Source organism: Sphingopyxis sp. SCN 67-31 (assembly GCF_001725095.1).
The window spans coordinates 87,779-111,324 of record NZ_MEFH01000053.1; the positions used below are offsets into that span (position 1 = coordinate 87,779).

Genomic DNA, 23,546 nt, shown 5'->3' on the forward strand with positions numbered 1-23,546 from the left:
CCAATGCGTTTGCAGGACGTGCATGCCGTCATCACCGGGGGCGGATCGGGAATCGGTGCCGCCATCGCACGGGCGCTCGCGGCCGAAGGTGCGCGGCTGACGCTGATCGGGCGCAGGCGCGACGCCCTCGAAGCGACGGCGGCCTCGCTGCCTCACGCGCATGTCGCCCCCGCCGACGTCGCCGATCGCGCGGCGGTGGAGGCGGCGTTCGATAGCGCGCGCAGCGCCCATGGACCGATTTCCATTCTCGTCAACAACGCCGGGATCGCGCCGAGCGCGCCATTCGCCCGCGTCACGGCCGAAGCATGGCGCGGCGCGATGGCGATCAATCTCGACGCCCTCTTTCATTGCTGCCAGGCGGCGCTGCCCGACCTGCTGGCGGCGCCCGCCGGACGCATCGTCACCGTCGCATCGACCGCGGGGGTGAAGGGCTATGCCTATACCGCGCCCTATGTCGCGTCGAAGCATGGCGCGATCGGGCTGATGCGCGCGCTCGCGACCGAATATGCCGCGACGCCGCTGACCGCCAACGCCGTCTGCCCCGGCTTTACCGACACCGACATCGTCGGGCGGGCTGTCGCCAATATCCGGGCGAAGACCGGCCGCAGCGAAACCGAGGCGCTGGCCGAACTGACGCGCTTCAACCCGCAGCGGCGGCTCATCGACCCCGTTGAGGTCGCGGAGGCGGTGCTGTGGCTCTGCCTGCCCGCCAGCCGGTCGGTGACCGGGCAGGCGGTGATGGTCGCGGGCGGAGAGGTGATGTGACCGCCCCCGCCGCGATCCGCGAAAAGCACGACGGCGCGATGGGCGCGCACGGCAACGTCCGCCTCTGGCTGCGGCTGCTCACCTGCGCGACGGTGATCGAAAAGCGCATCAAGCGCCGTTTCGCCGACCGGTTCGGCGTCACCCTGCCGCGTTTCGATGTCATGGCCGCGCTCGACCGCCACCCCGAAGGCATGACGATGGGGCAGTTGTCGCAGGCGCTGCTGGTTTCGAACGGCAATGTCACCGGCGTCGTCCAGACGCTCGCCCGCGACCGCTATGTCAGCATCGCCCCGTCGCCGACCGACGGCCGCGCGTCGATCGTCCGCCTGACGCAGCAGGGGCGCGAATGCTTCGCCGGTCTCGCCGACGCGCACCACGACTGGATCGACGCGATGCTCGCGGGGCTCAGCCGCGACCAGCGCACGGCGCTCTATGATCTGCTCGGCGCGCTCAAGCACTCGCTGGCCGCCGACACTGGAAAGGAAGACGCATGAATCCCGAAAGCTTTTCGCCCCAACATTTCGGCTGGCGGTTCGACGCCGGCGTCGCCACGGTCACGCTCAACCGCCCCGACCGCAAGAACCCGTTGACCTTCGAAAGCTACGCGGAACTGCGCGACACCTTCCGCGCGCTCGTCTACGCGCCCGCGGTCAAGGCGGTGGTCGTCATCGGCGCCGGCGGCAATTTCTCGTCGGGCGGCGACGTGCACGAAATCATCGGGCCGCTGACTGAAATGCGGATGCCCGAACTGCTCAATTTCACGCGCATGACAGGCGATCTCGTCAAGGCGATGCGCGCATGCCCGCAACCGATCATTGCCGCGATTGACGGCATCTGCGTCGGTGCCGGCGCGATCATGGCGATGGCGTCGGACATGCGCATCGCGACCCCGGCGGCAAAGACCGCCTTCCTGTTCACGCGCGTCGGCCTCGCCGGGTGCGACATGGGCGCCTGCGCGATCCTGCCGCGCATCATCGGCCAGGGCCGCGCGTCGGACCTGCTCTACACCGGCCGGATGATGGGTGCCGAGGAAGGCGAACGCTGGGGCTTCCACAACCGTCTCGTCGAACCCGACGCGCTGCTCGACGAGGCGCTCGGCCTCGCCCGCTCGCTCGCCAGCGGCCCCACCTTCGCGCACGGCATCACCAAGACGCAGCTCAACACCGAATGGGCGGTCTCGGTCGAGACCGCGATCGAGATGGAGGCGCAGGCGCAGGCGATCTGCATGGCGACCAACGATTTCCGCCGCGCCTTCGAGGCGTTCGCGGACAAGCGCAGCCCCGAATTCGCGGGCGACTGATGGCCGACCGCAGCTTCCTCGACTGGCCGTTCCTCGACGACGGCCACCGCCGCCTCGGCCGCGAGCTCGACGACTGGTGCGCGGCGAACGTCGCGCACGCCCATTCGGAAGATGTCGACGGCGAATGCCGCGCGCTGGTCCGAGCGCTCGGCGACGCCGGCTGGCTGCGCTACTGCGTCCCCACCGCCTATGGCGGGATGCACGACACGCTCGACATCCGCTCGCTCGCGCTGATCCGCGAAACGCTGGCGCGCCATTCGGGCCTCGCCGACTTCGCCTTCGCGATGCAGGGGCTCGGGTCGGGCACGATCAGCCTGTTCGGGACCGAGGCGCAGAAGCGCGCCTATCTGCCCGACGTCGCGGCGGGGCGGAAGATTGCGGCCTTCGCGCTCACCGAGCCCGCCTCAGGCTCCGATGTCGCGTCGATGGAGACAACCGCGACCCGCACCGGCGACGGCTATCGCGTCGACGGCGCCAAGACCTATATCTCGAACGGCGGCATCGCTGACTATTATGTCCTGTTCGCCCGCACCGGCGAGGCGCCCGGCGCAAAGGGCGTGTCGGCCTTCATCGTCGATGCCGATACCCCCGGCCTCGCGGTGACCGAGCGCATCGCCGTCATCGCGCCGCATCCGCTCGCCACCCTGACCTTTACCGGCATGGCACTGCCCGAAACCGCGCTGCTCGGCGAATCGGGGCGCGGCTTCGCCGCCGCGATGGCGACGCTCGACATCTTCCGCACCACCGTCGGCGCCGCCGCGCTCGGCTTCGCGCGCCGCGCGCTCGACGAGGCGACCGCGCGCGCGCGGGTCCGCAAGCTGGGCGCAGGCACGCTCGCCGACAATGCGGTGACGCAGGCGAAGCTCGCCGAAATGGTGCTCGACGTCGACACCTCAGCGCTACTCATCTACCGCGCCGGCTGGCTCCGCGACGTGCGCGGCGAGCGCAACACGCGCGAGGCGGCGCTCGCCAAGCTGCACGCGACCGACAGCGCGCAGCAGGTGATCGACAAGGCGGTGCAGATGTTCGGTGGCCTCGGTGTCACCGTCGGCACGCCGGTCGAGGCGCTCTATCGCGAGGTGCGGGCGCTGCGCATCTACGAGGGCGCGTCGGAGGTGCAGAAGGTCGTGATCGCGCGCCAGCATCTCGCCCAGAGCGCGTCCTGATGTTCCACACCAGCCTGCCGCTGCGCTTCGCGCACTGCGACCCCGCGGGCATCGCTTTCTATCCGCGCTATTTTGAGCTGTGCGATGCGGCGATCGAGGACTGGACCGCAGCGGTGCTGGGGATCGACCGCCGCACGCTGCATCTCGACATGGGGCTCGGCCTGCCGACGGTCAGCCTGCACGCCGAATTCGCGACGCCGAGCCGCCTCGGCGACCGGCTCGATTTCACCGTCGCGGTCACGCGGGCGGGTCGCAGTTCGGTCGATCTGGCCGTCGCCATCGCCTGCGCGGGCCAGCCCCGCTTCTCCGTCCGCTACACCCAGGTGCTCATCGATCTGGCGCAGGGCCGCTCGCGCCCCTGGCCGCCAGAGCTTCTCGACCGTCTGAACAAGGAAATATCATGACCGCTCATCAAACATTGCTCCCCCCCGGCTGGAAACGACCGCGCGGCTACGCCAACGGCGTCGCGGCGACCGGCCGCATGGTCTTCACCGCCGGCGTGGTCGGCTGGGATGACGAGGAGCGCTTCGTCAGCCCCGACCTCGCGGGCCAGTTCCGCCAGGTCCTGGTCAACACGCTGGCGATCCTCGCAGAGGCTGGCGCGGGCCCCGAGCATATCGTGCGCATGACCTGGTATGTGACGAGCCGCGACGAATATCTCGCCAGCCTGCCCGCGATCGGCGAAGCCTATCGCGATCTGATCGGCCGCAACTTCCCCGCGATGGCGGTGGCCGAGGTCGTGGCGCTGGTCGAGGCCGAGGCGAAGATCGAGATCGAAACGATCGCGGTCGTCCCCGAAGTGTGAATCGAGCCCCTCCCCCTTCTGGGGAGGGCTGAATGGGACGCTATTTCACCAGCAGGATACGGCTCGCCGGGGGCGCGGTCCACTCGAAGCCGCGCGCGATCACCACGCCATTGTCTTCGAGCGGGATCTTGATCTTGCGCCCGCCCCATTCGGGAACGGGGGTATAGAGAAACAGTTCGATTGACAGGAAATTGCCGGGCCGCAAGGCATAGGTCATGCGCAGCGGGTTGAAATCCGCCATCGACGGCCCCGATCCATGCCCCCAGTCGCCGACCGAATGGCTGCCGATCACCACGTCCGAATATTTCGGGTCGGGACTCGGATCGTCGTAGCGGCCGAGCGCAAGCCCCGGCGTCTGCGCGACGCGGCGGTTGACCGCCGCCAGCGCCTCGCCCGCGGTCACGCCCGGGCGGATCGCGTCGAGGATCATCCGCCGTATCTCCATCGCCTTGTCGAAGGCGCGCTGCACGCCCGGCGGCGGCGCATTCTCGCCGGGCTTCAACACATAGGCCATGCGCTTCATGTCGGTATAGGCGAGCAGATAGTTGACGCCCCAGTCCATGGTGATGAGGTCGCCCGGTTGGATCACATGATCGCCCGACGTCGGCCCGCGTTCGCCCGGCCCCAGCACATAGATGCTGGGCAGGCCGAAGCTATTGCCCAGCCCCTGCCGGTGCAATTCCTCCATCATCCACCAGGCGACATCGCCGGTCGTCGTGTGGCCCGGCCGGATCACCTCGTTCGATAGCGCCCGTTCGGCGATGGTCCGCGAATATTCGCCGGCGCGCGCAAAGGCCGCGATCTCGGTGGCGCTGTGCCGCGAGCGGAAATCGGAAACGAGCTTTTCGGCGGAGACCAGCCGCGCCGCCAGATCGGGACCCAGCGCCGCGCGAAGCGCCTCGTAAAGCGAACGGCTGAGCCCGTCGGCGGTGCCGATCTCGGTCGCGACGTTGATGCCGATGCGCGCGGGCGCCCGCGCCTCGACAAAGGCGCGCAGGTCCGACGGCGGCCCCTTGATATCATAGAGCGGACACTGTTCGAAGGCCGCGCCGCCGATGCCCAGCGCCGCCCGCTCGATCCGCCCGCCGCCGCGGTCGGTGAAGATATAATAGCCGATGTCGCCGACATAGCCGCCGCCCAGCATCGCCGCATTGGGATCGTCATGCCCCTCGCGCGACGCGACGATCCACATGTCGATGCCGTTCTCGCGCATCGCCTCCGGCAGGATCAGGTCGAGCTTGTCCTTGCGGATCTGGCATAGCTGGTCCCAGCGCTGTTTCGCTTCCTGCGCCGGGGCGGGAACCGCGATCACCGCCGACAGCATCGTCAGCATTCCCATCGTCCGCACCAGCCGATTCGCCCGCATCGCCACCCTCCTCCTGTATTGCGTGCCGTCCCGCGGAAGCGGCCGGTCGGCTCAGCGCGACTTATATATTCATATTCACGCGATTAGTGTCAATTTATCCACCACGGAAAGGACCACGTGATGCCGTGGCGGGCGTCACTAACCACTATGGGGAAAAAGAACGGCAGTCGTAACGGCAAGGGAGGAGATCGAGGGCCGTCTCGCAATCCTTCCCGGCACCGGCGCGAGCACCCGGCAGACGATTTCGGAACCGCCCCCTCATAACCAAGTGCAAATACATATGTTTTCGGCTAATTCGAGCGCCATGAGCGTTTCGCCATGACGGAACGGCTTGATCCTACAGGGCATTTGGGGAACACATGAACGCAAGGTCGACGAGGAAATCGACGGACAAATTGGGGGGCGAAATGGAAAATCGTGGTGATTACGACCCGAGCAGTCCGACATTTCGCCTGGAGAATTCGCCATTCTATCTGATGGCGCACGCCGATTTCAAATATCATGAGGACATGGACAAGGTGCTGCACAAGCACGGCGTGTCCAAGCCCGTCTATCGCGTCATGACGGTGCTGCGTGAGCGTCAGCCCGCTAGCATCGGCGCGATCGCGGAAGCCGCCCTGACCAAGCGGTCGACGATCAGCCGGATCATCGACCGGATGATCGAACAGGGGCTCGTGACGACCGAGCCCAATCCCGAGGATAACCGCGTCACCGAAGTCACGCTGACGCCCGCGGGCCAGCAGACGCTGCGCAAGCTGACCCCGATCGTCGGACGCCAGTTCACGCGCGCGATGGACGGCATCAGCAACCGCGACCTCGCCCACCTGCTGCGCACGCTTCAGAAGATCAGCGCCAACCTCAGCAAACTGCCAATCGAATAGCGCCGCGTGGGCGGACGATGACATCGTACGGACGCGCCACCCGCAAGCGGCAAGAACCTGTTCCCCGGCGAAAGCCCGGGTCCAGGGCACAGTACTGTCCTGCGTGAACCCCGGCTTTCGCCGGGAATGGTTCCTTGTCGAAAAGGGATAATTCCCGACTTGAGCAGCGGAAGCGCGAAAAACCGCCATTTGCAGGTCGCCAGAGCGGAATGTCGGTCCGGCCTAACGCGCCGGCCCGTCGACGACCACCTTGCCGTCCGCGACGACGTAGCGGACGTCGCGCAGATTCTTGAGCGAATCGAGCGGGTTCGCGCCGACGATCAATATGTCCGCGATCTTGCCCTTTTCGATCGTGCCCAGCTTGTCGCCCATCCGCATGATCTGCGCGCCGACGCGGGTCGCCGATGCAAGGATGTCGGCGTTGCTCATCCCCGCCTGGCTCAGATAATCGAGTTCATGGAAATAGGCGTCGGGATAGCGTTCGTCGTTTTCGAACGGAATGTCGGTCCCGACGCCGATCGGCACGCCGGCGCGATAGGCTTCGGTCACGCGCTTCAGATGGTCCCGCTGGTCGATCACGAAACGGCGCGAATGGGTGTTATAGAAACCGCCGCTCGGAATGCCGGCGGTCGGATAGCCGCCGTTGAGCAGATTGTCGAAGGCGATGATCGTCGGGACGAACGCCGTCCCGTGCTTCTTCATCAGCGGCACCGCATTGTCGCTCATCGCCAGCGGATGTTCGAGCGTGTCGACCCCGGCCTCGATCGCCCAGTCGGTATATTTGCCGAAGCTGTCGATCGCGACCGGCACGCCCAGCGAGTGCGCCTCGTCGATCGCCGCCGCCAGTTCCTCCTTATCGGCCGGCGCGCCGAGCTTGATCCAGTCGGCAAGGTTGCGGATCTGCTCGCGCACCGCGGTGCGCCATTCCCACGGGCCGTTGGCGCCCTTCGACGGCCCGCCCAGTGCTGGCTTCTGCCGCCCGGTCGCCGTCGACGTCACCTCGTCGCCGTGGCCGCCGGTGGTCGCGATGATGCGCCCGCTCCACAGGACGCGCGGCCCGCGGATGATGCCGCGGTCGACCCCTTCCTTGATGCGCAGCGCGACATCGTCGACGGTACCCACGTCGCGTGCCGCGGTGATGCCAGCGTTGATCAGTTGCTCGGCCAGCGCGACGCCGCGGATCGCGGCGCCTGCCGGGCTGTCAGAATATTTGCCGAAATCGTCGCAGCGCTGCTGGGTGAAGTGGATGTGCAGATCGATCAGGCCCGGCATCACGTACAGGCCGGAGGCGTCGATCGTGCGCGCGGCATCGGCCGGCACTGCCACCGACCCGGCGGGTCCCGCGGCGAGAATCCGGTCGCCCTGAGTCACCACCACCGCATTGGAGATCGGCGCGCCGCCGCGTCCGTCGATCAGCGTGCCGCCGGCGATCACGACGATCGGTTCGTGGCTGCGATCAATCGGGGGAATCGGCACGCGCCGCACGTCGTCGGTCGTTTCGGGAATCGGGCGCTCGGCCGCCTGTACAACCGGCGACAAGGCGGCGAGCGATGTCAGCAGGCCGACGCCCAGCGCCGCGTGCTTCCAGCGATCGCCCCCTCGACGACGTGCGATATGATCCGGCATGGCAACCTCCCCTGAAATGTGAATTTACACATGATTTAAAGCGCGATTCTCTTGACGACACAAGAGGGATTTGCTTCGATGCGCGGCGGCCGGATCGGCGGGCGATCGCGGCCGCCGGAGCACGACATGCCGCTGGCGCAACCGCAGGCAGGCCTCGAACAGGCGCTTGGTCAGGCGATGGTGCTTGCCCGCTCGGGGCGTTTCGATGCCGCGGAAGCCGGCCTGCAAGCCATATTGGCCCAGAGCCCCGATCAGCCCGACGCGCTGCAATTGCTGGGGATGGTCGCGCGGCGGCGCGGCGATCACACCGCGGCGACGGCGCTGTTCCGCCGTTCGCTGGCCGCCCGTCCCGGCCAGCCGCACGTGCTCAACAATCTGGGCAGCAGCCTTTCCGATCTCGGACGGCACGCCGAGGCCGCCGCCGCCTATCAGGAAGCGCTGGCTCTTGCGCCCAGCTACGACGACGCGCGGATCAACCTCGCGCTGGCGCGGATCGCGCTCGGCGATCCGGGCGCGGCACGCGACGGGCTCGCTCCGCTCGTCCGCGCGCGCCCCGACCATGCGCGCGCATGGGCCGTGCTCGGTCAGGCGCTGAACGCGCTGAACGACGGAAAGCAGGCCGTCGACGCCTACCGCACCGCGCTGCGCCTGCGCCCCGACCATGCGCCCTGGCAGCACAATCTCGCGGTGGCGCTGCGGCTCGTCGGGCGCCCCGAAGAGGCTTTGCCGCTCTTCGAGGAATGCGCCGCGCAGGCACCCGGCGAAGCGAAAATCCGGTACAACCTCGGGCATTGCCTGCAGGATCTTGGCCGCATCGACGAAGCCGCCGCCGCCTATCGCGCGGCGATCCGCCTGACGCCAGCCGACGCTGCGATGCACGATTCGCTCAGCCGACTGCTCTGGGAGCATCGCCGCGCCGATCGCCATCTCGACAGCTATCGCGAGGCGCTGCGCCGTCATCCCGACGACGCCGGGTTGCTCGCGGGGCTTGCCAACCGCCTGACGCTCGGCGGCGAGCCCAGCGAAGCGGCGGCGCTGCTCGCCCCGGCGGTCGCACGCGGCGTCGGCGGCGCCGACCTGCAACATCGGCTGGGGCAGGCGCTCTGGTCGAGCGGCCGGTCGGAAGAGGCGCTCGCCGCCTTCGACGCCGCGCTGGACGGCGACCCGGAGCATGCAGCCGCCCTGCGTGAATCCGCCCGCTCGCTCCTGATCCTCGACCGGCCGGCGGAGGCGATGCCGCGCATCGCGCGCCGCCTCGATACCGATCCCCGCGATCAGCAGGCACTCGCCCTCCAGGGTATCGCGTGGCGGTTCACCGGCGATGCCCTCGCCGAATGGCTGAACGATGTGGCGCTGATCGGCACACTGGCCCTCAGTCCCGCAGACGGCGACGTCGCCGGTTTCAATCGCCGGCTCGACGAAGCGCTTGGCGCGCTGCACCTCGGGCAGCGGCATCCGCTCGAACAGACGCTGCGCGGCGGGACGCAGACGGCCGATGACCTGTTCGGCCGCGACGTGCCGGAGGTTGCGGCGGTCCGGGCGCTGATCGAGGAAGGCGTCCGCCGCTATATCGCCGCGCTGCCCGACGATGCCGCTCACCCCTTCCTCAACCGCAAGGCATCCCGCTTCGCCTTTTCGGGCTCCTGGTCGGTGCGGCTGCACGACGGCGGCCACCACACCAACCATATCCACCCCGAAGGCTGGATCAGCGCGGTCTATTATGTCGCCCTCCCCGCGGCGGTCGCCGAAGGCGAACAGGGGTGGCTCAAGTTCGGCGAAACCGGCCTGCGCCTCGGCGCCCGCGAACGGATCGTCCGCACGGTGCGTCCGGAACCGGGGCGCCTCGTCCTGTTCCCGTCCTATTTCTACCACGGCACCATCCCCTTCGCCGACGAGGGGCACCGCACGACGATCGCGTTCGACGTCGTGCCGGCGGACTAGGGGATCATCAATTTACTTGCATATGCAAGTTTTTCGACGCACAATCCGGCTCGGGAGAAAAGATCATGACTGCAAACATTATCCAGCAATTCGCCGCGGGCGTCGCATCGGGCGCGATCCGCACCATCGACCTGACCCAGACGCTGTCGCCCGAGACGCCGACGCTCGTCCTGCCGCCCGAATTCGGCCAGTGCGCCGCCTTCAGCCAGGAAGAGATTTCGCGCTACGACGAGCGCGGAGTCGCCTGGTACTGGAACAATTTTACGGTCAGCGAGCACACCGGCACCCATTTCGACGCGCCGATCCACTGGATCACGGGCAAGGACCTGCCCAACAATTCGGTCGACACGGTGGCGCCCGCCGATTTCATCGCGCCCGCCGTCGTCATCGACATCTCGCAGAAGGCGGCGGCCGATCCCGACTATCTGCTGACGGTCGAGGATATAAAGGCATGGGAAGCGACGCACGGCCGCATCCCGCCGCGCAGCTGGGTCATGCTGCGCACCGACTGGTCGAAGCGCGACGTCGACGCCTATACCAACCGGCGCGAGGACGGGGCGCACACACCGGGGCCGTCGGCGGAGGCGGTGCGTTTCCTGGTCGACGAACGCGACGCACACGGGCTGGGCGTCGAGACGATCGGCACCGACGCGGGGCAGGCGCATCTGCTCGATCCGGCCTATCCGGCGCACACGCTGTTCCACGCGGCGGGCCGCTATGGGCTCCAGTGTCTCGAGAATCTGGACCTGCTGCCGCCGACGGGCAGCGTGGTCGTCGCCGCGCCGCTCAAGATCAAGGGCGGTTCGGGCAGCCCGCTGCGCGTGCTCGCGCTCGTCGCGGACTGACGCGGCAATGGCGGAACGTTCCTTCAAGGCGGAGGTCGAGCAGCTCAAGCTCGGCGACGGCGAGTCCTTCCACGGCGAAGGCATCCTCGCGGTCACCAAGGCGCTGCTCCAGGCGGGCGTCGCCTATGTCGGCGGCTACCAGGGATCGCCGATCAGCCACCTGATGGACGTGTTTTCCGACGCCAGCGACCTGATGGCCGGGCTCGGCGTGCATTTCGAAAGCTCGGCCAGCGAGGCGACCGCCGCGGCGATGCTCGCCGCGTCGGTCAACTATCCGCTGCGCGGCGCAGTCGCGTGGAAATCGGTGGTCGGCACCAACGTCGCGTCGGACGCGCTGTCGAACGTCGCCTCGGGAGGCGTCACCGGGGGGGCGTTGATCATCCTTGGCGAGGATTATGGCGAAGGCTCCTCGATCATGCAGGAGCGCACCCACGCCTTCGCGATGAAATCGCAGATGTGGCTGCTCGACCCGCGGCCCAGCCTGCCGCTGATCGTCGACATGGTCGAAAAGGGGTTCGAGCTGTCCGAAGCGTCGAACACCCCGGTCATGCTCGAACTCAGGGTGCGGGCCTGCCATGTCACGGGCAGCTTCACGGCGCGCGACAACCGGCGGCCGCCGCTGACCGTCGCCGAAGCCGCGGCGGCACCGACGCGCGACACCAACCGCATCGTCCTGCCGCCCGCCAATTTCCTGCACGAGGTCGAGAAGATCGAGAAGCGCTGGCCCGCCGGCATCGATTTCGTCAGGCAGCACAGGCTGAACGAGCATTTCGGCACCGAGCGCGACGAGATCGGCATCATCGTCCAGGGCGGGCTGTTCAATTCGCTCAACCGCGCGCTCGAACTGCTCGACCTGTCCGACGCCTTCGGCAATGCGGCGCTGCCCGTCTATGTGCTCAACGTCACCTATCCGCTGATCCCCGACGAAGTGCAGGCCTTCTGCGCCGGCAAGCGCGCGGTGCTGGTGGTCGAGGAAGGCCAGCCCGAATTCATCGAGCACGAACTCAACACGCTCGTTCGCCGCGCCGACCTGCAGACGCGCATCGTCGGCAAGGATGTGCTGCCGCGCGCGGGCGAATATACGGCCGCGGTCATCAAGGACGGCATCGCCCGCTTCCTGCGCGCCCACGCCCCCGACCGCGCACCGGCCCCGAGGAGCCTGCCCAGCCGTCCGCGCTGCCGCCGGGCGCAGTGCCGCAGCGGCCCGCGGGCTTCTGCACCGGCTGTCCTGAGCGGCCGATCTTCTCGGCGATGAAGCTGGTCCAGAAAGAGGTTGGGGAACTGCACGTCTCCGCCGACATCGGCTGCCACCTCTTCTCGATCCTGCCGCCCTTTCACATCGGCAACACGACGATGGGCTATGGCCTCGGCACCGCGGGCGCCTCCGCGTTCAAGCCCGAGGGCAAGCGCGCGGTCGCGATCATGGGCGACGGCGGCTTCTGGCACAACGGCCTGACGTCGGGCATCGGCAACGCGGTCTTCAACCAGGACGACAATCTGACGATCATCGTCGACAACGGCTATTCGGCCGCGACCGGCGGACAGGACATCCCCTCGTCGCGCGCACGGCCGCCGCACCGCCAGACCAACAACCCGATCGAGCGCGCGGTGCGCGGCGTCGGCATCGGCTGGGCGCAGACGCGGACGCGCACCTATGACGTGGCGGGGATGCGCGATGCGATCCGCGACGCGCTGACCTCGCCCGAAAAGGGCCCGAAGGTGCTCGTCGCCCAGTCCGAATGCCAGCTTAACCGCCAGCGGCGCATCAAGCCCCAGATGGCGAAGGCTCTGCGCGCCGGCGAGCGGGTGGTGCGCGAACGCTTCGGGGTCGACCCCGACACCTGCACCGGCGACCACAGCTGCATCCGCCTGTCGGGCTGTCCGTCGCTGACGATCCGGACGAACCCCGATCCGCTGCGCCAGGACCCGATTGCGCATGTCGAGAACAGCTGCGTCGGATGCGGGGTGTGCGGAGAGGTCAGCCACGCGGCCGTCCTCTGCCCGTCCTTCTACAAGGCGCGGATCATCGCCAATCCCGATCGGCGCGATCGGCTGCGCCATCGGCTGCGCGGCTGGGTGATCGGCGCGCTCCAGCGGCGATCGGCGCGCCGGCTGGCCGCGAGGGCCTTCTGATGGCCGGGCGCGAACGCATCACCATCGCCGCCCTCGGGCTCGGCGGGCAAGGCGGCGGCGTCCTCGCCGACTGGATCGTCCAGCTCGGCGAGGCGAACAATTATGTCGCGCAGGGCACTTCGGTCCCCGGCGTCGCGCAGCGCACCGGCGCCACCGTCTATTATATCGAGATGTTCCCGGCCGGCTGCGCCAGCGCACCACCCGTGCTCGCACTCATGCCGGTGCCCGGCGACGTCGATGTCGTCCTCGCGTCGGAACTGATGGAGGCCGGCCGCGCGATCCTGCGCGGCTTCGTGTCGAAGGACACGCTGCTGATCGGCTCGACCCACCGCGTCTACGCGATCGACGAGAAATCGGCGATGGGCGACGGCCGCGCCAGCGGCGAGCGCATCCTGGCCGCCGCGCAGGAGCGGGCCCGCCGCTTCATCGGCTTCGACATGGACGATGCCGCCGCGCGCACGGGCAGCGTCATCAGTTCGATCATGTTCGGCGCGCTCGCGGGCAGCGGCGTCCTGCCCTTTCCCCGCGCGGCCTTCGAGGATGCGATCCGCGCGGGCGGCAAGGCGATCGAAACCAATCTGCAAGGCTTCGCGGCCGGCTTCGACGCCGCGCAGGGCAAGGGCGGAACGCCGCAGGAAACGCCGCGCGCCACTGCGCCGACCACCGCGGCCGGGCGCGCGCTGCTGGCGCGCATCGAAGCGAATCTGCCGCGCGAGGCGCATGATTTCGCGGTCGAGGGCGTGAAACGGCTGATGGACTATCAGGACGCGGCCTATGCTGCCCTCTACCTCGACCGGCTCGAAGCGCTCGGGACCGATCCCGCGCTGCTGACCGAAGCCGCGCGTCACCTGGCGCTGTGGATGTCCTATGAGGACACGATCCGCGTCGCGGCCCTGAAGGTCCGGGCGAGCCGCTTCGCCCGCGTCCGCGCCGAGGTGAAGGCGAAGGACGACCAGATCGTCGAGCTCACCGAATATATGCATCCGCGGCTTGAAGAGGTCTGCGAGACGCTGCCCGCGCCGATCGGGCGCCGCATTCTTGCCAGTCCCTGGCTGACGCGGCGGCTGAAGCCGCTGTTCGCGAAGGGTCGCCATGTCGAGACGACCAGCTTGCGCTGGTTCCTGATGCTGTCGCTGCTCGCCGGCTGGCGGCGCTGGCGGCGCGGCACGCTGCGCTACCGGATCGAGCAGGAGCGGATCGAGGCATGGCTGGCGCTCGCCCGCGCCGCCGCGCCCGATGTCGCGGTCGAGATCGTGAAATGCCAGCGGCTGATCAAGGGCTATGGCGACACGTTCGAGCGCGGCCTCGGCAATTACGAGCGGATCGTCGAGCGGTATCGCAAGGGCAACCTCGCCGCCGCGGACATCGCCCGCCTGCGCGAGGCGGCGCTGGCGGACGAGGAAGGCCAGGCACTCGACCAAGCCCTGGCCTCCTGATCGCTGGCGCGAAGCAGACTCTGTCCCGCTTGGCTCGCATCAAGGGCTGATATGCCGCATCTACCGGAATGGGACGACCCTAACGTTTCGCCGCGATCCAGGCGTCGACCTTCGCCTCCAGCATCGTCATCGGCAGTTGCCCCTGCGCGAGGATCAGGTCGTGAAAGGCGCGGATGTCGAAGCGGTCGCCCAGCGCCTGTTCGGCGCGGCGGCGCAGCTCGACGATCTTGAGTTCGCCGACCTTGTAGGCGACCGCGCCCCCCGGCGCACCGATATAGCGCGCGAGTTCGGTGTCGATGTTGATGTCGGCCAGCGCCGTATTCTCGGCAAAGCACTGTCGCGCCCGGTCATAGCTCCAGCCCATCACGTGGATGCCGGTATCGACGACCATGCGGCACGCGCGCCACATCTCGGTCGAGAGGCTGCCAAAGGTCTCATAGGCATCGCGATAGACGCCCATCTCGTGCCCAAGCCGTTCGGCATAGAGCGCCCATCCCTCGCGGAAGGCCAGCAGATCGCGGGCGCGGCGGAAGCCGGGGAGCGCCTTGTTCTCGTTGTTGAGCGCGCCGTGCGTGTGGTGCCCCGGCGCTGCCTCGTGCAGGCTGAGCGCCGGGACCTCGTACAGCGGCCGCTGGTCGAGATGCGAGGTGTTGACGACGAAGGTCCCGGCAAAGCCCTTTTCGAAATCGCCGCCGCCGCCGCCGCGCGCGGTCGTATAGCCTTCTTCCAGCTCGCGCGGCACCGGCACGATCGTGAAGGGCTGGCGCGGCAGAACCGAAAAATAGCGCGGCAGCACGCCGTCGATGCGCTTGGCCGCCGCAGCATATTTCTCGATCAGGCCTTCGCGGCTCGTCGCATAGAAGCGCGGGTCGGTGCGCAGGAAGCGCAGCCAGTCGGCGAAGCTCCCCTCGAAGCCGGTCGAGGCGATGACCTTGTCCATCTCGGCGCGGATCCGGCGTACCTCCGCCAGCCCCATTTCGTGGATCTGCTCGGCGGTCAGGTCGGTCGTCGTATAATAGCGCAGCAGGAAGTCGTAATAGGCCCGCCCGCCCGGCACGGCCGCGATACCCAGTTCCTTGCGCGCCTTCGCGCGATAGGGGCCGTCGATATAGGCTAGCGCCTCGCGCTGCGCCGGCCGGATGTCCGTTTCGATCAATCGCTGCGCCTCGGCCGCGATCGCCGGATAGGGCTTGAGCGGCTCCAGCATCGGGTCCTCGGCCACGGGCTGCGCGATCTGGTTGCGCAGGATCGCCACCCCCACGTCGATCACGACCGCGGGGTGCGTCCAGCCCGACGCCACCCCGCGCGCGAGGTTGGCGCGCTGCTCGGCGAAATAGCGCGGAATGCCGCGCATCCGCTCCACCCACGCGCGCGCATCGGCTTCGCTGCGCAGGGTCAGGCCGCGCGCGAGCGAATAGGGCGTGTTGTAGAAGCCTTCATGCGCGACGAAGGCGAAGCGCCGTTCGTCGAAGTCTATCCCTTCGACCCGCCAGGCGATGAGCTGGCGCAGATAGGCACGATCGACGCGCGTTTCGTCGGTCAGCGCCGCATCGTCGAGCGCATCGAGCGCTGCGGCAATCCGCTGGAGCTCGGCCTTGCGCCCCGCCATGCCCGCCGGCGTCTCGTCGGGCCAGCCGACCCGCGCCCGCGACGGATCGGAGCGCCCCGCCTCCATCGGATAGTCTTCCGCGAAATGCTCGTAACGATCGATCAGGTCGGGCAGGTCGGGTGTCGCGGCCCCGCCCAGCAGCAGGGCTCCTCCGCACAGCGCTACGACGCGGCACCAGCGCCGGATCGGGGTGGGGATTGCAGGAGCCATGGCGAATTCCTTTCAGGGGAACGGCGCCGCACCGGGACGCGGCGGATTGAAACCGAAGAGCTTTGAGCTAAAGCGGCGGTCATGGACGTCTTTCAGTCGGGGAACCCCGGCGACACCGCCTTTCGGGTCGATCGATACCCCTTCTATCTGCTCAACCGGCTGGTCAGCCGGTACAACAGCATCATCGATGCGCGGCTGCGCGCGATCGGCCTCGATATTCCAGGCTGGCGCGTCCTGATGATCCTCGGCGAGGAATCGCCGCGCGGCGCGCGCGAGATCGCGCAGGCGGCGGTCATCAACCTGTCGACGATGACACGGATCATCCAGCGGATGACCGCGGCCGGACTGGTGACCGCCACGCCGAGCCGCGAGGACGCCCGCGTGACGCTGGTCGCGCTCGCCCCGGGTGGCGAAGCGCGGCTGGCCGAGGCGCGGCTGGCGACCGCACCCATCTATGCCCATCTGATCGCGGGGCTGAAGGCCGAGGAATTCGAGCAGTTGATCGCGCTGCTCGGCCGGCTTCACGACAATCTGGAACCGCTGGCGCCCTAGGGGCGGGCGCAGTTCAAGCGAGGCGGAAATGGCGACTTTGCCGGTGCCGGAGTTCAGCATTCCGATGGCGCCGCTGTTTGCGGGCCAGAGCTGAACGTCGATCGACCCCGGATCGCCCATGCCTCAGTTCGACAGATAGGCCATCGACATCAGCAGCTTCGGCAGCCACGCCGCGCCGGCATGGAAGCGCACCGGCGCCGGCGCGCGCGGCTGCACCGAAAGCGCCGTGCGATCGCCCGTCGCCAGCATGGCAGCCACCTCCGCCCCCAGCACGCTGTTGGTCGCGATCCCGCGGCCGTTGCAGGCCTGAATGGCGATCGCCCCCTCGCCGAGATCATAGACCTCGGGAAGGAAGGAGGTGTTCACCCACGCCAGGCCGCGCCACAGGAAATCGATCTGCGGATCGGGCATCGCCGCGAAATGCTGCGCCAGCCGCCGCCGGGCCTCGCGATAGAGCGCGGCATCGCTGCGGATCAGGAAGGACGCGGGAAAGGCCGAGACCAGATGCCCCTGCCCGTCGAGCCGCGCGGTGAACAGATAGGGGACCTTGTCGGTGAAGGCGCCCCCTTCGGTCAGGATCGCCCGACGCTGCGCTTCGTCGAGCGGCGCGCTCGCGAACTGGAAGACGTGCAGCGGCAGGGTCGTCCGCCGCATCGCCGGGTGCAGCGCACCGTTGCCGCCGTTGGCAGCCAGAACGACGCGGTCCGCGCGCACCGTCCCGCCGGGCGTGCGGCAAAGCCAGCCGTCCGTCGTCCGCTCGAGCGCGGCGACCGGGCTGTTCGCGAACAGGCGCGCGCCTTCGCGCTCGGCCGCGCGGGCAAGGCCGCGGACATAGCCGAGCGGGTTGAGGCTGCCGCCGTCGCCGAAGCGTAGCGCGCCGCAATAGCGGTCGGTGCCGAACAGCCGCCGGACCTCTGCGCCCTCGACGAAATCGACGGCATAGCCGCGCGACCGCCACTGGTCGGCGGAGCGGCGCTGATTGTCGGCGAGCGCCTCGGTGTGCGCGGGCGTGTAGAAGCCGTCCGGGCGCGCATCGCAATCGATCGCGTGCCGCGCGATAAGGTCGAAGACGAAGCGGCCCGAGGCGCCGATCATCCGGTTCAGCCGTTCGCCGTCCTCCGCGCCGAACGCCTGTCGCGCCGAATCGGGCGAATGGCGGATATAGTCGGGTGCGACGAGTCCGCCGCTCTGCCCGGTCGCGCCGTCGCCCGGCTGGCCCGCCTCGACCAGCACGACCGGGACACCCTTTTCGGCCAGATGGAGCGCCGTCGCGGTTCCGGCGATGCCGCCGCCGACGACCAGCACGTCGCTCTCGACATGGCCCGACAACGGCGCCAGCGCGGGCCCCGGGGCGGCGGTCGCCGTCCACAGCGGGCTCGTGACACTATCCTTGCGAGCGGCGCGGGAGATCGATCGATGCTGCATCATCGCTCCGTCGAAGCGACGAAGAGGGTGCCCATCGCGACGAGCGGGAGAGACCCCGTCGCGACGCCCACAACTCGGGACACTGTCATAACTGCGAACTTTCCTGCTCGCCCGTTTGCCGGGCGCTCTATCTTGCTATGGTTCAGATCGTGGCTGGAACGCCCTGCTCCGACCGCCCCGTCCGCCGCGCGATGGCAACGAAGAGCAGCACGAAACAAAGCGCCACGGGTGTGTTCATGATCATCGGCAACGACATCTCGTTGTTGCCGACGATCGAAACGGCGATGAAGATCGCGGTGCCTTCCTGTCGCATCAGATGCTCGATCCCGATCGCGACATTCTCGCGCCGCGAGAAGCCGGCGAAGCGGACGATGGTCATCACGACGACGACCATGGTCAGGTTGAGCGCGACCGTGATCCAGAACAGCGCCCCCAGATTCTCGCGCAGCACCGGAACCTGGTCGTAGAGTATCACGCCGAAGGAGCTGAACAGGACGATCGTCGCTGCATTCTTCAGGTAGCGCTTGAACCAGATCGCGAAATCGGGCCGCCACGCGCGGATCGCGAAGCCCACCGTCGCGGGCAGCACCGTGATCGAGAAGATGTCCCAGAAGAAGGAGGCGAGCGGCACCTGCACGTCCGCCTCCAGCCCCATGAAATGGAGCAGCGCGAAATGCGCGTAGAAGGGGACCACGAAGATATAGATCATGCTGAGGATCAGCGTCATCGACATCGACAGCGCCAGATCGCCCTTCGCCATGTCGGTGAACAGGTTCGACAACATGCCGCCGGGGGTCGTCGCGAGCAGGACGAAGCCGACCGCGAGCGCCGCGGTGGGCACCACCGTCAGCGCGAGCGTGAGCCCGATCAGCGGCGGCACGACCAGCATCGAGCAGACGCCGAAGATCAGCGCGCGCTTGTTCCGGAATACCTGCCGAAAATCGTCGGCGGTCAGCGACAGGCCCATCGACACCATGATCGCTACCAGCGATCCCGGGAGCAGCCAGTTGCCCAGCAAGGACATCAGATCGTCATAGGTCATGGGCGGGCGTCCTCAGGCGGTTTCAATCGTCAGGGTGCAGGCGCCGTTGCGCCGGATGGCGCGGCAGTCGGCCTGCGCCTTGGCCAGATCCTCGTCGAGGATGCGGGCACAGACATTCGCCTGGATCCACCCGAAGGGCATCAGCAGGCGCCCGCCGCCGCCATAGAAGAGGCCGATGTCGTAGAAGGGTCCCGGCGGCAGCCCCTTGGTGCTGCCCGCGGCGAGATAGGCGAGGACGATGTCGCCCGCCTCGGGATAGGAGGTCGCGTTCTCGGCCGGGATGGCGGGCTGCGCCATCCCGGCCGGCAGCGTGCTGGCCGGCATCGGGACGGAGATCTCGGGGCCGGTCCAGATCGCATGCATGGCTTCGAACGCCGCGCGGCGTTCGGCGAGGTCCCACAGGAAGGCCGCCGATTCGGGCGCCGCATCCTCGATCAGGCGGCAGCGCGCGGACAGGCCGGACTGCGGTTCGGTCAGTCGGATAATACGCATGGCGCTCCCTATTTCCCGTCCACCATCGCCAGATACTCCTGCTTCTGGAGCGCGATGGGCACATTGCCGTTGAGCCAGAGATAATCGTGGAAGCGCTTGAGGTCGAAATCCTTGCCCTCGCGCACCCGCGCCTCGGCCAGGAATTCCGCCGTCTGCATCTTGCCGATCTGATAGCTGATCGCCTGTCCCGGCGCGGCGGCGAAGAAGACCGCTTCCTCTTCCGCCGTGGCGCGGTCCATCGGCACCATCTTTTCCAGATAGTCCGCCGCCTCGGCGATGCTGAAGTCGCCAAGCGCCAGCTTCACGTCGACCTCGACCCGCAGCGCGCGCAGCCGGGCGAAATTGTAGATGATCTCGCGCGTCCGGGGCGCGTCGGCCCATAGGCCCGCCTGAAGCATCATCTCCTCGGCATAGAAGCCCGTCCCCTCGTTCGCGCCGCTGTCGTAATAGTGGCGGCGCAGCGGGTTCGGATGCTTCCAGCCCAGGCTGAGCTGGAAGAAATGGCCGGGCACGCCTTCGTGCACGATGATCGGGCGCGGATCGCGGGTGATCGACAGGTTGAAATAGCCGAGCCCGGGCGACGGTTCGGGAAGATAGACGGTCGCATTCTGTCCGACACGCGTCCGGCTCGTCAGGTCGAAGGTCCGCCCCAGCCAGCCGATCGGCGCCAGATAGGCCGGAAAGGGTTGGGCGTTATAATGGCCCACCCATTCGGGCACGGTCAGCAGCTTGCGGTCGCGCAGAAAGGCCCGGACCTTGCGTTCGTCGGCGTCGAGCTTCGCCGTCACCGCGTCGATCGATGCGCCGATCGGCAGTTCGGGCAGCCCCGCGTTGCGGTTGCGCTCGAGTTCCTCGAACAATACCGAGCGCGCCCATTCCTGCCGCCCCATCACCTGCAGTTCCTCGGGCGAATAGGGATAGAGGGCAACGCTGCCGAGGAAATAGCGATAGCTGTCGCGGCCGACCGCGGTCGCATCGGACAAGCCGGCGCGCCGGGCGTTCAGGAAGGCTTCGAAATCGGCGAAGGCCGCGATCGCCTTGTCGGCCGCGGTGCGGAGCTGCCGGCGCTGGCCCGGCGTCGCGTGCGGATCGATGCCGGCGACCATGCCGTTCAGGCTGGACGGGACCTGCGCGACCTGCGCGAGCGCGGCGTCGACGAACGGCCCGCGCATGTCGGTGAGATTGGTCTTGCCCGCAGCAAGAGTCGCCGGCGCGTGGCCGAGCAGCCGGATGACGTCGTCGATCCGCGCCCGTTCGAGCGGCGGCGGCGGCAACAGCAGTTCGAAGATCGGGTTCAGCGCCTGCGCAACATAGAAATGCGGCTGGCGCCGCCACGCGGCGACATGGTCGAGTTCCCAGCGCACGCGCGCCAGCGCCGATCCGACCAGCCGGTAATCGACCGTCTCGCCGACCGACTGCGGCGCCTGCGCGAGCGCCTTCCACCGCGTTTCGAACGCCGCGAGCTGCCGCTTCTGGGCGTCGACGGCGGCGGGCGACCAGTCGGGCGTCCATTTTTCGGGGCGCACGATCCGCGGAATGTCGTCGCTCGTCGCCGGCTGGGTCGTGGCGCGCCACGCCCAGAAGTCGGCGCCCAGCGCCTGCACCTCGGCCTGCGCCGCGGCGCCCGTTGCCGACAGCAGCGCCGCGCCGCCGATCATCAGGGAAATCGCACGCCGCAGCATGTCACTCCCTGTTCTTCACATTGCGGTCGAAGAAATCGACCATCTTCTTGAAGGCGAAACGCGCCTGCGGCAGGTTGTCGCTGGCCCAGGCATGGTTGGCGCCGGGCAGGGTGACGAGTTCGAACATCTGCTCGCGCTGGATCATCCCCTCGATCAGCGCGATCGTGTCGGAATAGAGCACGACCGGGTCGCGCGTTCCGTGGATGATCATCAGCCGGTCCTTGATGCCCTTGGCCTGATAGAGCGCCGATTGCGCTTCGTAGCGGGCCGGCATGTCGGCGCCGTCGGGCGGCCCCATGATCCACATCTGCGACGGATAGGCGTGCCAGACGTTCGTCGCGGGCGCCCCGGCGATGCCGGCGGCATAGACGCCGGGCTTCTTCGCCAGCGACATGATCGTCATCAGCCCGCCATAGCTCGACCCCCAGATGCCGATCCGCCTGGGATCGGCATAGCCCTTCTCGACCAGATAGCGGACGCCGCTTTCCAGGTCGTTGATGTCGGTCTCGCCATAGCTTTGATATTGCGTCTGGTTGTGGTCGCGTCCCTGCCCCCACGATCCGCGGATATTGACGTTGAGGACGATATAGCCTTGCGCGACGAAATATTGGTCGAGACCCCAGGTCGGGTGCGCGCGGCGGCCGCCCCACTGGTTGCGCACCGCATCCGAATAGACCGAGCCGACGATCACCGGATAGCGTTTCGCGGGGTCGTAGTTGGCGGGCAGGCTCAGCCGCGCGACAAGGTTGGTGCCGTCGACATGGCTCGGAAACTCGACATAGCCGATGTTCGCCCAGGTCTGGGTATAGAATTCGGGTTGCGGCGACTTGGTGACCTGCACCGCTTTGCCCGGCTTCGCCGTGTCGATCAGGAAAAGCTCGGGCGGCGTGGTGTCGTTGCTGTACCAGTCGGCGATATGGCGGAAATCGGGTGAATAGACCGGCTGGTGCGTTCCGGCCGCGGCGCCGCTCAACCGCTCGATCGCACCGCCCGCGACCGGCACGCGATAGAGCTGGCGGTCGGGGATGTAGGATTCGTTCGCGGTGAAATAGAGCTGGCCGCGCTTGCCGTCGACCGCGAAGGATTCGATCTCCCACCGGCCGCTCGTGATCTGGCGCGGCGCTTCGCCCGCGGCGCGCTGGTGATAGAGGTGCAGCCAGCCGTCACGGTCGGTCAGGATGATCAGCCCGTCGTCGCGCGGCGCCCATGCGACCTTCCAGTCGGGACGCAGATGCTTCGCCTCGCGCAGCTGATAGAAGGTTTCGCGCGTCCCGCTCGCGACGTCGAAGACATAGATGCTGTGTTCCTTCGCCTCCATGTCGGAGCCGCTGACGAACAGGCGCTTGCCGTCGTTCGACACGCCATAGTCCCAGATATGATCCTTGGCGTTCGGGCGGTCGAAAAAGCGCACGTCGCCCGACGCGAGGGTGACGACGCCGACCGTGGCCTTCGTTGTCTCGTCGCCCGGAAAGGCCCGGATGACGCGATTGTTCTGCAAGCCGCCCTTGGCGTAATAATAGATGTCGCGCTCGGGCATGGCGCGGTCGTCGGATTGCTCGAAGGCGATCGCCTTGCCGTCGGCCGACCACTGGAAATCGCCGATATAGACCTTGGGATCGTCGTCCCCCGCGACGCGGCGCGCGGCATTGCCGCCCTTCGCCGCGACGTCGCGGACCCAGAGCACGCCGCCCAGCGTCACGCGATTGCGCGTATCGACGGGGTTGCCCGAAATGAAGGCCAGCCGCGTGCCGTCGGGCGACACGGCAAGCTTGCGAACCGCTTGCTTGTCGGTTTCGACCGGCGTGACCGTGCCGTTCGCCTCGCGGATATGAAGCTGTCCGCCCAGCGTGAACGCCACCCGCCCCCGGTCGAGCGCGACCGCCTGCGCGATCCCTTTCTGCTCGGCCTCGGGCTTGCTGTCGCGGCCCAGGAAGGTGAGCCGCGTCTTCTTCCCCGTCCGGACCGAATAGGACCAGATGTCGCGGAAGCTATAACCTTCGTCGTTCCACAGGAACAACACCGTGTCACCGTCCGCCGCCCAGCTATAGCCTTCGGGCGTCGTTCCGATCAGGCTCTTGGTGCGATAGAGTTCGTCGATCGACAGCGACGTCCCCGCCACCTTCGCGCCGCCGTGGACGGGGGCATGCGGTGCGGGACGATCCTGCGCGCTTGCCGCCGTCGAGGAAAGAGCCAACGCCAGCGCAACGCCGACCGACCGGAACAGACCCATCTCGTTCATCTATCGCAACCCCAGCTTGAACGCACTTCGC

General features: G+C 67.9%; 21 protein-coding genes. 13 read left to right on the forward strand and 8 right to left on the reverse strand.

All coding sequences use genetic code 11. The features are described 5' to 3' along the window. Positions 1–3: 3 nt before the first annotated feature. Genes ABS88_RS08075 through ABS88_RS08100 form a run of 6 tightly spaced genes read left to right on the forward strand, consistent with a single transcriptional unit; the run spans position 4 to position 4,036 of the window. A complete protein-coding gene (locus ABS88_RS08075; RefSeq protein WP_076073697.1) occupies positions 4–765 on the forward strand; it encodes an SDR family NAD(P)-dependent oxidoreductase in 762 nt (253 codons plus the stop codon). Further along, positions 762–1,259 (forward strand): MarR family winged helix-turn-helix transcriptional regulator, encoded by a 498-nt coding sequence (locus ABS88_RS08080; RefSeq protein WP_234002544.1) that lies wholly within the window; start codon positions 762–764, stop codon positions 1,257–1,259. Before ABS88_RS08075 ends, ABS88_RS08080 begins: the two co-directional genes overlap by 4 nt. Beyond that, positions 1,256–2,065, forward strand: coding sequence for an enoyl-CoA hydratase family protein (locus ABS88_RS08085; RefSeq protein ID WP_076073694.1), 810 nt, complete (start codon positions 1,256–1,258; stop codon positions 2,063–2,065). Before ABS88_RS08080 ends, ABS88_RS08085 begins: the two co-directional genes overlap by 4 nt. Then, positions 2,065–3,231 carry an acyl-CoA dehydrogenase family protein gene (locus ABS88_RS08090; protein WP_286749588.1) on the forward strand — a complete coding sequence of 389 codons (1,167 nt, stop codon included), beginning with the start codon at positions 2,065–2,067 and terminating at the stop codon, positions 3,229–3,231. Before ABS88_RS08085 ends, ABS88_RS08090 begins: the two co-directional genes overlap by 1 nt. Continuing rightward, the gene (locus ABS88_RS08095) at positions 3,231–3,635 is read left to right on the forward strand and encodes an acyl-CoA thioesterase (RefSeq protein ID WP_076073689.1); all 405 of its coding nucleotides are present in this window, start codon (positions 3,231–3,233) and stop codon (positions 3,633–3,635) included. Before ABS88_RS08090 ends, ABS88_RS08095 begins: the two co-directional genes overlap by 1 nt. Then, complete coding sequence (locus ABS88_RS08100; protein WP_076073687.1) at positions 3,632–4,036, forward strand: RidA family protein; 405 nt, start codon at positions 3,632–3,634, stop codon at positions 4,034–4,036. The genes ABS88_RS08095 and ABS88_RS08100 overlap by 4 nt, the downstream gene beginning before the upstream one ends. A 40-nt stretch (positions 4,037–4,076) precedes the next feature. Here the strand turns inward: ABS88_RS08100 and ABS88_RS08105 are convergent, their stop codons facing one another. Next, positions 4,077–5,402 (reverse strand): M24 family metallopeptidase, encoded by a 1,326-nt coding sequence (locus tag ABS88_RS08105; protein ID WP_199775048.1) that lies wholly within the window; start codon positions 5,400–5,402, stop codon positions 4,077–4,079. Between the two features lie 407 nt (positions 5,403–5,809). Here ABS88_RS08105 and ABS88_RS08110 point away from each other — a divergent pair, with 407 nt between their 5' ends. Continuing rightward, the gene (locus ABS88_RS08110; protein ID WP_067105366.1) at positions 5,810–6,283 is read left to right on the forward strand and encodes a MarR family winged helix-turn-helix transcriptional regulator; all 474 of its coding nucleotides are present in this window, start codon (positions 5,810–5,812) and stop codon (positions 6,281–6,283) included. 222 nt (positions 6,284–6,505) lie between these two features. Here ABS88_RS08110 and ABS88_RS08115 read toward each other — a convergent pair whose 3' ends face one another. Further along, entirely contained in the window at positions 6,506–7,909 is a 1,404-nt protein-coding gene (locus ABS88_RS08115; RefSeq protein WP_104959284.1) for an amidohydrolase family protein, read from the reverse strand. A 78-nt stretch (positions 7,910–7,987) separates the two neighbouring features. Between ABS88_RS08115 and ABS88_RS08120 the strand changes: the two genes are divergently transcribed. The 5 genes from ABS88_RS08120 (at position 7,988) to ABS88_RS08140 (ending at position 14,264) form a co-directional block, all read left to right on the forward strand. Beyond that, entirely contained in the window at positions 7,988–9,850 is a 1,863-nt protein-coding gene (locus ABS88_RS08120; protein ID WP_076073679.1) for a tetratricopeptide repeat protein, read from the forward strand. A gap of 65 nt (positions 9,851–9,915) precedes the next feature. After that, positions 9,916–10,695 carry a cyclase family protein gene (locus ABS88_RS08125; protein ID WP_076073676.1) on the forward strand — a complete coding sequence of 260 codons (780 nt, stop codon included), beginning with the start codon at positions 9,916–9,918 and terminating at the stop codon, positions 10,693–10,695. A gap of 7 nt (positions 10,696–10,702) precedes the next feature. Further along, positions 10,703–11,950, forward strand: coding sequence for a ferredoxin family protein (locus ABS88_RS08130; RefSeq protein WP_286749590.1), 1,248 nt, complete (start codon positions 10,703–10,705; stop codon positions 11,948–11,950). Next, a complete protein-coding gene (locus ABS88_RS08135) occupies positions 11,887–12,828 on the forward strand; it encodes a thiamine pyrophosphate-dependent enzyme (protein WP_286749591.1) in 942 nt (313 codons plus the stop codon). The genes ABS88_RS08130 and ABS88_RS08135 overlap by 64 nt, the downstream gene beginning before the upstream one ends. After that, positions 12,828–14,264, forward strand: a complete 1,437-nt coding sequence (locus ABS88_RS08140; protein ID WP_104959283.1) for an indolepyruvate oxidoreductase subunit beta family protein — start codon at positions 12,828–12,830, stop codon at positions 14,262–14,264. Before ABS88_RS08135 ends, ABS88_RS08140 begins: the two co-directional genes overlap by 1 nt. 79 nt (positions 14,265–14,343) lie before the next feature. Here ABS88_RS08140 and ABS88_RS08145 read toward each other — a convergent pair whose 3' ends face one another. Beyond that, positions 14,344–16,083 carry a DUF885 domain-containing protein gene (locus ABS88_RS08145; RefSeq protein WP_076073671.1) on the reverse strand — a complete coding sequence of 580 codons (1,740 nt, stop codon included), beginning with the start codon at positions 16,081–16,083 and terminating at the stop codon, positions 14,344–14,346. A gap of 81 nt (positions 16,084–16,164) precedes the next feature. On the opposite strand from ABS88_RS08145, the gene ABS88_RS08150 reads away from it, so the two are divergent. Then, positions 16,165–16,635 (forward strand): MarR family winged helix-turn-helix transcriptional regulator, encoded by a 471-nt coding sequence (locus tag ABS88_RS08150; protein WP_076073668.1) that lies wholly within the window; start codon positions 16,165–16,167, stop codon positions 16,633–16,635. Positions 16,636–16,758: 123 nt separating this feature from the next. Here ABS88_RS08150 and ABS88_RS08155 read toward each other — a convergent pair whose 3' ends face one another. From ABS88_RS08155 to ABS88_RS08175, 5 genes are all read right to left on the reverse strand, one after another. Further along, a complete protein-coding gene (locus ABS88_RS08155) occupies positions 16,759–18,060 on the reverse strand; it encodes an NAD(P)/FAD-dependent oxidoreductase (RefSeq protein ID WP_286749592.1) in 1,302 nt (433 codons plus the stop codon). 142 nt (positions 18,061–18,202) lie between these two features. Continuing rightward, a complete protein-coding gene (locus ABS88_RS08160) occupies positions 18,203–19,102 on the reverse strand; it encodes a bile acid:sodium symporter family protein (RefSeq protein ID WP_067180816.1) in 900 nt (299 codons plus the stop codon). Positions 19,103–19,114: 12 nt separating this feature from the next. Beyond that, positions 19,115–19,594 (reverse strand): DUF3830 family protein, encoded by a 480-nt coding sequence (locus tag ABS88_RS08165; protein ID WP_067105356.1) that lies wholly within the window; start codon positions 19,592–19,594, stop codon positions 19,115–19,117. 8 nt (positions 19,595–19,602) lie between these two features. Next, positions 19,603–21,276, reverse strand: coding sequence for a DUF885 family protein (locus tag ABS88_RS08170; RefSeq protein WP_286749594.1), 1,674 nt, complete (start codon positions 21,274–21,276; stop codon positions 19,603–19,605). Position 21,277: 1 nt separating this feature from the next. Beyond that, positions 21,278–23,515, reverse strand: a complete 2,238-nt coding sequence (locus tag ABS88_RS08175; RefSeq protein WP_076073662.1) for a S9 family peptidase — start codon at positions 23,513–23,515, stop codon at positions 21,278–21,280. Positions 23,516–23,546 lie beyond the last annotated feature (31 nt).

Excerpts from the sequence above, each read along its gene's own strand:
- ABS88_RS08150 (WP_076073668.1), top strand. The coding sequence starts at position 16,165 with ATGGACGTCTTTCAGTCGGGGAACCCCGGCGACACCGCCTTTCGGGTC.
- ABS88_RS08140 (WP_104959283.1), top strand. The coding sequence starts at position 12,828 with ATGGCCGGGCGCGAACGCATCACCATCGCCGCCCTCGGGCTCGGCGGG.
- ABS88_RS08075 (WP_076073697.1), top strand. The coding sequence starts at position 4 with ATGCGTTTGCAGGACGTGCATGCCGTCATCACCGGGGGCGGATCGGGA.
- ABS88_RS08105 (WP_199775048.1), bottom strand. The coding sequence starts at position 5,402 with ATGCGGGCGAATCGGCTGGTGCGGACGATGGGAATGCTGACGATGCTG.
- ABS88_RS08090 (WP_286749588.1), top strand. The coding sequence starts at position 2,065 with ATGGCCGACCGCAGCTTCCTCGACTGGCCGTTCCTCGACGACGGCCAC.
- ABS88_RS08170 (WP_286749594.1), bottom strand. The coding sequence starts at position 21,276 with ATGCTGCGGCGTGCGATTTCCCTGATGATCGGCGGCGCGGCGCTGCTG.
- ABS88_RS08130 (WP_286749590.1), top strand. The coding sequence starts at position 10,703 with ATGGCGGAACGTTCCTTCAAGGCGGAGGTCGAGCAGCTCAAGCTCGGC.
- ABS88_RS08115 (WP_104959284.1), bottom strand. The coding sequence starts at position 7,909 with ATGCCGGATCATATCGCACGTCGTCGAGGGGGCGATCGCTGGAAGCAC.
- ABS88_RS08095 (WP_076073689.1), top strand. The coding sequence starts at position 3,231 with ATGTTCCACACCAGCCTGCCGCTGCGCTTCGCGCACTGCGACCCCGCG.
- ABS88_RS08165 (WP_067105356.1), bottom strand. The coding sequence starts at position 19,594 with ATGCGTATTATCCGACTGACCGAACCGCAGTCCGGCCTGTCCGCGCGC.
- ABS88_RS08100 (WP_076073687.1), top strand. The coding sequence starts at position 3,632 with ATGACCGCTCATCAAACATTGCTCCCCCCCGGCTGGAAACGACCGCGC.
- ABS88_RS08120 (WP_076073679.1), top strand. The coding sequence starts at position 7,988 with ATGCGCGGCGGCCGGATCGGCGGGCGATCGCGGCCGCCGGAGCACGAC.
- ABS88_RS08110 (WP_067105366.1), top strand. The coding sequence starts at position 5,810 with ATGGAAAATCGTGGTGATTACGACCCGAGCAGTCCGACATTTCGCCTG.
- ABS88_RS08085 (WP_076073694.1), top strand. The coding sequence starts at position 1,256 with ATGAATCCCGAAAGCTTTTCGCCCCAACATTTCGGCTGGCGGTTCGAC.
- ABS88_RS08160 (WP_067180816.1), bottom strand. The coding sequence starts at position 19,102 with ATGACCTATGACGATCTGATGTCCTTGCTGGGCAACTGGCTGCTCCCG.
- ABS88_RS08125 (WP_076073676.1), top strand. The coding sequence starts at position 9,916 with ATGACTGCAAACATTATCCAGCAATTCGCCGCGGGCGTCGCATCGGGC.
- ABS88_RS08175 (WP_076073662.1), bottom strand. The coding sequence starts at position 23,515 with ATGAACGAGATGGGTCTGTTCCGGTCGGTCGGCGTTGCGCTGGCGTTG.
- ABS88_RS08145 (WP_076073671.1), bottom strand. The coding sequence starts at position 16,083 with ATGGCTCCTGCAATCCCCACCCCGATCCGGCGCTGGTGCCGCGTCGTA.
- ABS88_RS08155 (WP_286749592.1), bottom strand. The coding sequence starts at position 18,060 with ATGCAGCATCGATCGATCTCCCGCGCCGCTCGCAAGGATAGTGTCACG.